The 7,981-nt window shown below is 45.1% G+C and carries 10 protein-coding genes and 1 other RNA gene; 7 read left to right on the top strand and 4 right to left on the bottom strand.

The window, feature by feature from the left end:
• Positions 1 to 204 precede the first annotated feature (204 nt).
• From dck to G9F50_RS20130, 4 genes are all read right to left on the bottom strand, one after another.
• The gene (dck, locus tag G9F50_RS20145; protein WP_007615132.1) at positions 205 to 858 is read right to left on the bottom strand and encodes a deoxyadenosine/deoxycytidine kinase; all 654 of its coding nucleotides are present in this window, start codon (positions 856 to 858) and stop codon (positions 205 to 207) included.
• Positions 855 to 1,478, bottom strand: a complete 624-nt coding sequence (dgk, locus tag G9F50_RS20140) for a deoxyguanosine kinase (RefSeq protein ID WP_060561849.1) — start codon at positions 1,476 to 1,478, stop codon at positions 855 to 857. The genes dck and dgk overlap by 4 nt, the downstream gene beginning before the upstream one ends.
• A 95-nt stretch (positions 1,479 to 1,573) precedes the next feature.
• Complete coding sequence (locus G9F50_RS20135) at positions 1,574 to 2,863, bottom strand: glycoside hydrolase family 18 protein (protein ID WP_185670516.1); 1,290 nt, start codon at positions 2,861 to 2,863, stop codon at positions 1,574 to 1,576.
• A gap of 65 nt (positions 2,864 to 2,928) precedes the next feature.
• Positions 2,929 to 3,480 (bottom strand): cysteine hydrolase family protein, encoded by a 552-nt coding sequence (locus G9F50_RS20130; RefSeq protein ID WP_165406609.1) that lies wholly within the window; start codon positions 3,478 to 3,480, stop codon positions 2,929 to 2,931.
• An 82-nt stretch (positions 3,481 to 3,562) separates the two neighbouring features.
• Between G9F50_RS20130 and tadA the strand changes: the two genes are divergently transcribed.
• From tadA to G9F50_RS20095, 7 genes are all read left to right on the top strand, one after another.
• Entirely contained in the window at positions 3,563 to 4,045 is a 483-nt protein-coding gene (gene tadA, locus G9F50_RS20125; protein WP_095352466.1) for a tRNA adenosine(34) deaminase TadA, read from the top strand.
• 84 nt (positions 4,046 to 4,129) lie between these two features.
• An RNA gene (ffs, locus tag G9F50_RS20120) (signal recognition particle sRNA large type) lies at positions 4,130 to 4,394 on the top strand.
• Positions 4,395 to 4,527: 133 nt separating this feature from the next.
• Positions 4,528 to 6,219 (top strand): DNA polymerase III subunit gamma/tau, encoded by a 1,692-nt coding sequence (gene dnaX / locus G9F50_RS20115; RefSeq protein ID WP_127070467.1) that lies wholly within the window; start codon positions 4,528 to 4,530, stop codon positions 6,217 to 6,219.
• A gap of 24 nt (positions 6,220 to 6,243) precedes the next feature.
• Positions 6,244 to 6,567: a YbaB/EbfC family nucleoid-associated protein gene (locus tag G9F50_RS20110; protein ID WP_007408754.1), complete on the top strand. Its 324-nt coding sequence runs from the start codon at positions 6,244 to 6,246 to the stop codon at positions 6,565 to 6,567.
• Positions 6,568 to 6,581: 14 nt separating this feature from the next.
• Positions 6,582 to 7,178: a recombination protein RecR gene (gene recR, locus G9F50_RS20105; RefSeq protein WP_003150697.1), complete on the top strand. Its 597-nt coding sequence runs from the start codon at positions 6,582 to 6,584 to the stop codon at positions 7,176 to 7,178.
• 18 nt (positions 7,179 to 7,196) lie between these two features.
• Positions 7,197 to 7,421, top strand: coding sequence for a YaaL family protein (locus G9F50_RS20100; RefSeq protein ID WP_007408755.1), 225 nt, complete (start codon positions 7,197 to 7,199; stop codon positions 7,419 to 7,421).
• 60 nt (positions 7,422 to 7,481) lie between these two features.
• Positions 7,482 to 7,745 carry a pro-sigmaK processing inhibitor BofA family protein gene (locus G9F50_RS20095; protein ID WP_015239014.1) on the top strand — a complete coding sequence of 88 codons (264 nt, stop codon included), beginning with the start codon at positions 7,482 to 7,484 and terminating at the stop codon, positions 7,743 to 7,745.
• Positions 7,746 to 7,981: the final 236 nt, after the last annotated feature.

Raw genomic sequence — 7,981 nt, 5'->3', positions numbered from 1 at the left:
GCTGAAGGGATCGGTCTTGAAAACCGACAGGGGTGTCAAAGCCCGCGGGGGTTCGAATCCCTCTTCCTCCGCCATATTGATTTTAAACCTAATGAAACTCGAGCATATATTGGAGATTGTTTTGTCCGCTGCATGTGATGCAGCGGATTTTTTATATGCAAAAAAAGCGATTTTCTCTGTTCGGGGAAAATCGCTTTGCTATTTTTATTTATTTCTGTTTTCGTTGATCACGTGACTGATTTTTTCGATCAAAGGTTCCAGTGACTGTTCATCAGCTTCAAGGTCATAATCTTCAATGCGCACTTTCAGCACAGGGCAGGCGTTAAAACCGCTGATCCAGTCTTCGTACCGTGTATACATCTCTTCCCAATAGGAGCGGTTTGTCTGCAGCTCCATCTCGCGGCCCCGCTTTTCAATCCGGTTTATAATGTTTTCAAGGTCGCCTTCTAAATAGATCAAAACATCAGGATGCGGGAAGTACGGCGTCATAACCATCGCCTCAAATAGGCTTGTGTATGTTGTGTAATCTGTCAGCGACATGGTTCCTTTATCGGCATGCATTTTTGCGAATATGCCTGTATCTTCATAAATCGAACGGTCCTGCACGAATCCGCCGCCTGATTCAAACATATTTTTCTGCTCTTTGAACCGCTCAGCCAGAAAATAAATTTGCAAATGGAAGCTCCAGCGTTCAAAATCGTGATAAAACTTCTCTAAATAAGGGTTTTCATCCACTTCCTCAAGTGAGGTATGAAACCCGAGCCGTTTTGCTAAAGCTTTGGTCAAAGTCGATTTTCCGACTCCTACCGTTCCTGCTACTGTGATAATGGCGTTGTTTGGAATATGAATGTCTTTCATTTAATAAGCTCCTTTACCTGACGGGCAATTCTTTCATAGTCTGTCTTATTCAAAACAAAGTCTTCAGTATCACCGTCAATGGTCAGTACAGATATATCCGGATCTTCTTCCTGAAGCTGTCTGATGGCTGTGTCGTAATCTGCAATGAGACGTTCCAGATATTGATGCTCGATATTTTTCTCAAACGGGCGCCCGCGTTTTTCAATGCGTTGAAGCAATGTCGGCAGGCTTGCCTTTATGTATACAATGATATTCGGTTTCGGCAGGTCGTGAGTGAGCAGATGATAAATCTGCTTATATTTCTCAAGCTTTTGGCCGTGCAATGTACGCTCTGCGAAAATAACATTTTTATAAATATGATAATCGGACAAAACGGGCTGTCCTTGTTTTAAATAATCTCGATCGGTGTCTTCAAGCTGTTTATACCTGTGACATAGAAAAAACATTTCAAGCTGGAAACTCCACTCCTCGATATTGTCATAAAACTTATCGAGATAAGGGTTGTCTTCCACAATCTCATTAATCATAGGAAAACCGAGCTCTTTAGAAAGCATCGTAGCGAGTGTCGTTTTTCCTGCCCCGATAGGACCTTCTACCGCGATAAAAGGGGCTCTGTTCATTGAAAATCCTCCTTAATTCTGCAAACATCCGTCAGCTGCCGGCCTTTATATTGTATCACACTCTCAGAAAAGCCCATGAAAAAAGACGCTTCCAATTAACGAAACGTCTCTTTTACAATATGAAATTGATCGTTGAGCAAAAGCCAGTTTTGCGGGAAGGAGAGGCCGAGTTTCCAATAGCTGATTCCTCTTAAATGCAGTTCTTTAATTAAATTGAATTTCGCTTGAATGGATCGTGCGTCTTCAAACCATACTTCATGACGTCTCTGATTTTCATCCGTGTAACGAAAGAATGGAGCCTGGGCGGTTTCGTCATATTGAATGTCGACTTTATGGCGTGCTGCCAGAGCGATTGCCTGCTGAGGACTGACGGCTTTGGCTGTCGTTCCCTGTTTAAAAGGCAGTGTCCAATCGTAGCCGTACATGTTCTGGCCCATAACGATTTTTGAAGAAGGCATTTCCGTCAGCGCGTAATCAATGACATTTCTTACAGGGCCGATAGGTGATACGGCCTGAGCCGGGCCTCCGCTGTACCCCCACTCATATGTCATGATGACGACAAAATCGACGATTTCTCCATGTGCCCTATAGTCATGTGCTTCATACCATTTGCCGGCCTGGGTCGCGCTCGTTTTCGGAGCAAGCGCCGTTGAAATCTTCCAGCCTTGACGGTGAAAAATCGTCCTCGCTTCACGTAAAAAACGATTGTAGGCTTCTCTGTCCTGAGGACGTAAATATTCGAAATCAAAATGAATATCGCGAAAGCCGTGCTGTTTAGCCGTGGAGACGATTTCCTGAAAGAGTTTTGTTTTCACGGTATTATCATTCAAAATGAGCCGCCCGAGATCATCGCTGAATGCGTCATTTTCAAGGTTGGTGATGATCATCATCAGGGCGGTGTTGTGCCTGTCACTGATGCTTCTTAAATTGGTGAGAGGCGGTTCCTTTAAAGTCCCGTTCCGCTGCACTTGAAAACTGAATGCGCCGAGGTATGTTAAATAAGGTGAGGCCTCTCTTGCCGCCTGCTGCAGATTAGCGCTTACGCTCGTTCCCCGCGGTTCTATATATGCATTTGATTCGATATCGGGCTTATTTGTCTGCTGCGGAATGTAAAGGCGGGTCCCGCTTTGCAATGGAGTGCTGAGCTGAATTCCGTTCACCCTCGCAAGCTCCGCGGCCGATATATGAAAACGGCCGGCGATTGCCGCAAGAGTATCGCCTTGTTTCACTTCGTAATATTGACCCTCAATCGGGATGACAAGAGTTTGTCCGACAACCAGTGTATTGGGATTCGGCAGTTTATTTGCTTCCGCAATGACATTTGCGGCTGTCCGGTAGCGCGCCGCAATAGCGGAAAGCGTGTCGCCCCGTTTCACTACATAGATCTGAATGAAAAACGCCTCCTTTCATATCCGCTATCAAATGTATGAAAAAAGGAGGCCGATCATGTTTATTTTTCGTCGATAATTTGTTTTTCCGTGGTTATTTCCGCGAAGAGAACATTCTCCATCATCGTCAAGGCGAAATCATTGTCTTCGTCGCTATTGGAAGCGGTGCAGTCTTTCGGGATGGTAATGCTGTATTCTCTCATATAAGCGTCGTTAGCTGTGAACAGCACACAAATATTTCCGGCAATCCCCGTAATCATTAATCGGTTCACTTGCAGCTCGGTCAGAAGAGTATGAAGCGCCGTTTCATAAAAAGCGGAATGCTTCGGTTTAATGAGAAAATAATCATCCGGGTGAGGCGAGATATCTTCTATTATGGAAGTGCTTCTGTCATTGCTGCATTCCTCCCTGATGGCATCAATATCCGCCTTCCAAAGCCCGTAATGGTCATTAATATAAATAATCGGCCAGTTGTTTTGTTTTGCATGCTTCTTTAATGATAAAATACGGGGGACGATTTGTTTGGTTTTTTCAGCAAGACGTTCGCCCATATCAAATTGAAAATTGTTAATCATATCGACAATGAGAAGGGCTGTGTTGTTAGGTTCAGACAATGCCGGCAACTCCTTTCTGCTGGGGTATTCCTATTTTAACCTTTATGAGACATGAAAAAACTTAAGAAGAGAGCTTGAACCGATGAATGATGAATATTATATGAGAGAAGCCATAAAAGAAGCGGAAAAAGCAGAAGCGAAAGGCGAAGTGCCGATCGGAGCCGTCCTTGTTCTGCATGATGAGATCGTGGCACGGGCGCATAATCTGCGGGAGACCGAACAGCGGTCGCTGGCCCACGCGGAAATGCTGGCGATAGACGAAGCATGCCGCAAGCTGGGGACATGGAGACTTGAGGATGCCGTTCTTTATGTCACTTTGGAGCCGTGTCCGATGTGCGCGGGAGCCGTCGTGCTTTCGAGAGTCGATAAGGTTGTATTCGGCGCATTTGATCCCAAGGGGGGCTGTACAGGAACGCTGATGAACCTCTTGCAGGAAGAGCGGTTCAACCACCAAGCGGAAGTGGTGAGCGGCGTGCTCGGAGAAGAGTGCGGAGAAATGCTCAGCGCTTTTTTCAGAAAGCTGCGCCGGCAAAAGAAAGACATGAGGAAAAAGTTGTCTGAGTAGTACGGTTGCATTTTCTGCCTGAAGCAGATATACTTATGTGTGCATCATGAATGGTGCGCATATAAAAATTTGATATTTATTTTGCCGTGCTAAGCGGGGAGGTAGCGGTGCCCTGTACCCGCAATCCGCTCTAGCGGGGCCGAATCCCTTCTCGAGGTTCGTTTACTGTAAGGTCTGCCTTAAGTAAGTGGCGTTGACGTCTGGGTCCTGCGCAATGGGAATTCATGAACCATGTCAGGTCCGGAAGGAAGCAGCATTAAGTGAAACCTCTCATGTGCCGCAGGGTTGCCTGGGCTGAGCTAACTGCTTAAGTAACGCTTAGGGTAGCGAATCGACAGAAGGTGCACGGTAAATCAATCATCAAATTTCAGACTCACCTGTTTATGGCAGGTGAGTTTTTTCGTATATGAAAAACGGGTTTTGGCGTTAAAAGCACGTTCATGTATAATAAACATGATGAATAACAGAGGAGGGCGCATCCTGTGGGTTACCAAGCTTTATATCGAGTATTTAGGCCTCAGCAGTTTGAAGATGTGGTCGGACAGGAACACATTACGAAAACGCTGCAAAATGCCCTTTTGCAAAAGAAATTTTCTCATGCATATCTGTTTTCTGGACCGCGGGGAACGGGAAAAACCAGTGCAGCTAAAATATTTGCGAAAGCAGTCAACTGTGAGCACGCCCCCGTAGAAGAACCGTGCAATGAATGTGCGGCGTGCAAGGGGATCACAAACGGCTCTATATCAGATGTGATTGAAATAGATGCGGCGTCGAATAACGGCGTAGACGAAATCCGCGACATCCGTGACAAAGTAAAATTCGCCCCGTCGGCCGTCACCTACAAAGTATATATTATAGATGAGGTGCATATGCTCTCTATCGGCGCATTCAATGCGCTTCTGAAAACGCTGGAAGAACCGCCGGCACATTGCATTTTCATATTAGCTACGACTGAGCCTCATAAGATTCCTTTAACCATTATCTCCAGATGTCAGCGTTTTGACTTCAAACGGATTACATCCAAAGCAATTGTCGGACGAATGAAGACAATCGTCGATGCAGAGCAGCTGAAGGTGGAAGAAGGAGCCCTTGATATCATAGCGAGTGCTGCGGACGGAGGAATGAGGGACGCGCTGAGCCTGCTCGATCAAGCCGTATCATTCAGCGGCGAGGAGCTGTCGGTGGATGATGCATTGCTCATTACCGGAGCCGTTTCTCAGCACTATATTGGGAAACTGGCATCTGCTCTTCACCGCAAACAGGTTTCCGAGGCATTGGAAACACTGAATGAATTGCTCCAGCAAGGGAAAGATGCGGCCAAACTGATTGAAGATATGATTTTCTATTTTAGGGATATGCTCTTGTACCAGGCCGCTCCCGGTTTAGAAGGAGTCCTGGAAAAGGTGAAGGTCGATGAAACGTTTCGGAATCTGAGCGGTGACATACCGGCCCCTGCTTTATATGAGATGATTGATATCCTGAACAAAAGCCATCAGGAAATGAAGTGGACGAACCACCCAAGAATCTTTTTTGAAGTGGCTGTCGTGAAAATATGCCAGACGGCACAGCAATCCGCCGGAGACATCCCTGAGGTCGGCATGCTGATGAATAAGATTCAGCAGCTTGAGCAGGAAGTAGAAAGGCTGAAAAGCTCCGGTGTGAAGGTTCAGATGGAAAGCGCTCCGAAAGAAGCTCCGCGTCCTCAAAAAGGCGGAAAAAGCCATTACAAAGCTCCGGTCGGAAGAATTCATGAGATATTGAAGGAAGCCACAAGACCTGAACTTGAACAGCTTAAAAGCAGCTGGGGCAAGCTGCTGGCACATCTGAAACAGCAGAATAAGGTGTCTCATGCGGCTCTTTTGAATGACAGTGAACCGGTGGCTGCTGCTCAAAAGGCATTTGTGCTTAAATTTAAATACGAAATCCATTGTAAAATGGTTGCAGAAGACAATAACGGAGTCCGTACGAATCTTGAACAGATTCTCGAATCAATGCTCGGGAAAAGAATGGATTTGATTGGCGTTCCGGAAGCACAATGGGGTAAAATAAGAGAAGAATTTTTAAATGATCACCAGCAGGAAAGTGAAGGATCAAACGAACCGGCTGAAGAAGATCCGCTGATTGCAGAGGCGAAAAAACTTGTCGGAGCGGATTTAATCGAAATAAAAGACTAATAAGATGAAAGAGAGTGATTGAATATGCGTGGCGGAATGGGAAACATGCAAAAAATGATGAAACAAATGCAAAAAATGCAAAAGGATATGGCGAAGGCTCAGGAGGAGCTTGCTGAAAAAGTGCTTGAAGGCACAGCAGGCGGCGGTATGGTGACTGTAAAAGTCAACGGCCAAAAAGAAGTTGTAGACATTGCCATTAAAGAAGAAGTCGTTGATCCGGAAGATATCGAAATGCTTCAGGACCTGGTTCTTGCTGCGACAAACGACGCCCTCAAAAAAGTGGATGACATGACGAATGAGACAATGGGACAATTTACAAAAGGAATGAACATACCGGGTTTATTCTAGGGGGATAAATAAACATGCAGTATCCTGAACCAATATCAAAGCTGATTGACAGCTTTATGAAATTGCCAGGGATCGGACCGAAAACAGCGGTTCGTCTGGCTTTTTTTGTTCTAGGTATGAAAGAAGACACAGTATTGGATTTTGCTAAGGCGCTTGTCAATGCGAAGCGGAATCTGACATATTGCTCGATTTGCGGACATATAACAGATCAGGACCCTTGTTATATATGTGAGGACACAAGAAGGGATAAGTCTGTTATTTGTGTCGTGCAGGACCCTAAGGATGTGATCGCAATGGAGAAAATGAAGGAATATAACGGCCAGTATCATGTTCTTCACGGCGCGATTTCACCAATGGACGGCATCGGCCCGGAGGATATTAAGATTCCGGAGCTGCTGAAACGTCTTCAGGATGATCAAGTGACAGAAGTTATTCTCGCAACCAACCCTAATATTGAAGGGGAAGCAACAGCGATGTATATATCAAGGCTGTTAAAGCCCTCAGGCATCAAGCTCTCCCGTATTGCCCACGGTCTGCCCGTCGGCGGTGATTTGGAATATGCTGATGAGGTCACTCTTTCAAAAGCTCTTGAAGGAAGACGTGAATTGTAAGGGAGGAAAAGGCAAGGCATGGGTTTTCTTCGCAGAAATACATTAAGAAAAGAGTTTGATGAGAAGCTGATAGAACAGCTCTTTAAACAAAAAGAAGAATGGAACAGACAGAAGAGTCTGGTCGAGAAAAGTCTCGAGCCCTCCGCTGAGGTGTTGTTTGAGCTGAAAGTCGCTGAATCTAAGTACTTTTTTTATTTGAAAGAAGCGAAGCAGCGGAATTTGAAAATGAGCAGATGGAAGTAAGAGGTCTATTCTCCGGGATCTTCTCATAAGCTTGTACTAAACAAGCGAGGGGGAAGATTCATGGAGCCTTTTTTCATTATCGGTTTGATTGTCGGTCTGGTTGCTTTGCTTTTTTTATGGGGAGTATCTTCAAAACCGCTAAGATGGATTGGTGTGACCGCCATTAAATTTATTGCCGGCGCGATTCTGCTGGTGGGTGTGAACTTGTTCGGGAGCAGTCTCGGTATTCATATCCCTGTTAACCTGATTACAACGGGCATCAGCGGGATTCTGGGGATTCCCGGCATCGCAGCTTTGATAGTCATTAAACGCTTCATCATTTAATTTATCAATTATTGTTGACATGTTGGATCAAGGGTGGTATTCTAATATACGTCGCTGATGACGAAACGAATTCTAAAAAAGAAATTTCAAAAAGTTGTTGACGACATTGAAGTTGATATGTTACAATAATTAAGTCGCTTCAAGAGCGATGAACAAAGTTCTTTGAAAACTAAACAAGACAAAACGTACCTGTTAATTCAAAGTTTTAAATAAATCGCACAGCGATGTGCGTAGTC

Source organism: Bacillus sp. EKM206B (genome assembly GCF_011066015.1).
Lineage (GTDB): Bacteria > Bacillota > Bacilli > Bacillales > Bacillaceae > Bacillus > Bacillus velezensis.
This window is presented reverse-complemented; position numbering and strand designations above follow the sequence as displayed.

What these genes read in the sequence shown, in the direction of transcription:
- dck (WP_007615132.1), bottom strand. Translation starts at nt 858, where the DNA reads ATGAAAGACATTCATATTCCAAACAACGCCATTATCACAGTAGCAGGA.
- dgk (WP_060561849.1), bottom strand. Translation starts at nt 1,478, where the DNA reads ATGAACAGAGCCCCTTTTATCGCGGTAGAAGGTCCTATCGGGGCAGGA.
- tadA (WP_095352466.1), top strand. Translation starts at nt 3,563, where the DNA reads ATGAATGATGAATATTATATGAGAGAAGCCATAAAAGAAGCGGAAAAA.
- G9F50_RS20110 (WP_007408754.1), top strand. Translation starts at nt 6,244, where the DNA reads ATGCGTGGCGGAATGGGAAACATGCAAAAAATGATGAAACAAATGCAA.
- recR (WP_003150697.1), top strand. Translation starts at nt 6,582, where the DNA reads ATGCAGTATCCTGAACCAATATCAAAGCTGATTGACAGCTTTATGAAA.
- G9F50_RS20100 (WP_007408755.1), top strand. Translation starts at nt 7,197, where the DNA reads ATGGGTTTTCTTCGCAGAAATACATTAAGAAAAGAGTTTGATGAGAAG.
- G9F50_RS20095 (WP_015239014.1), top strand. Translation starts at nt 7,482, where the DNA reads ATGGAGCCTTTTTTCATTATCGGTTTGATTGTCGGTCTGGTTGCTTTG.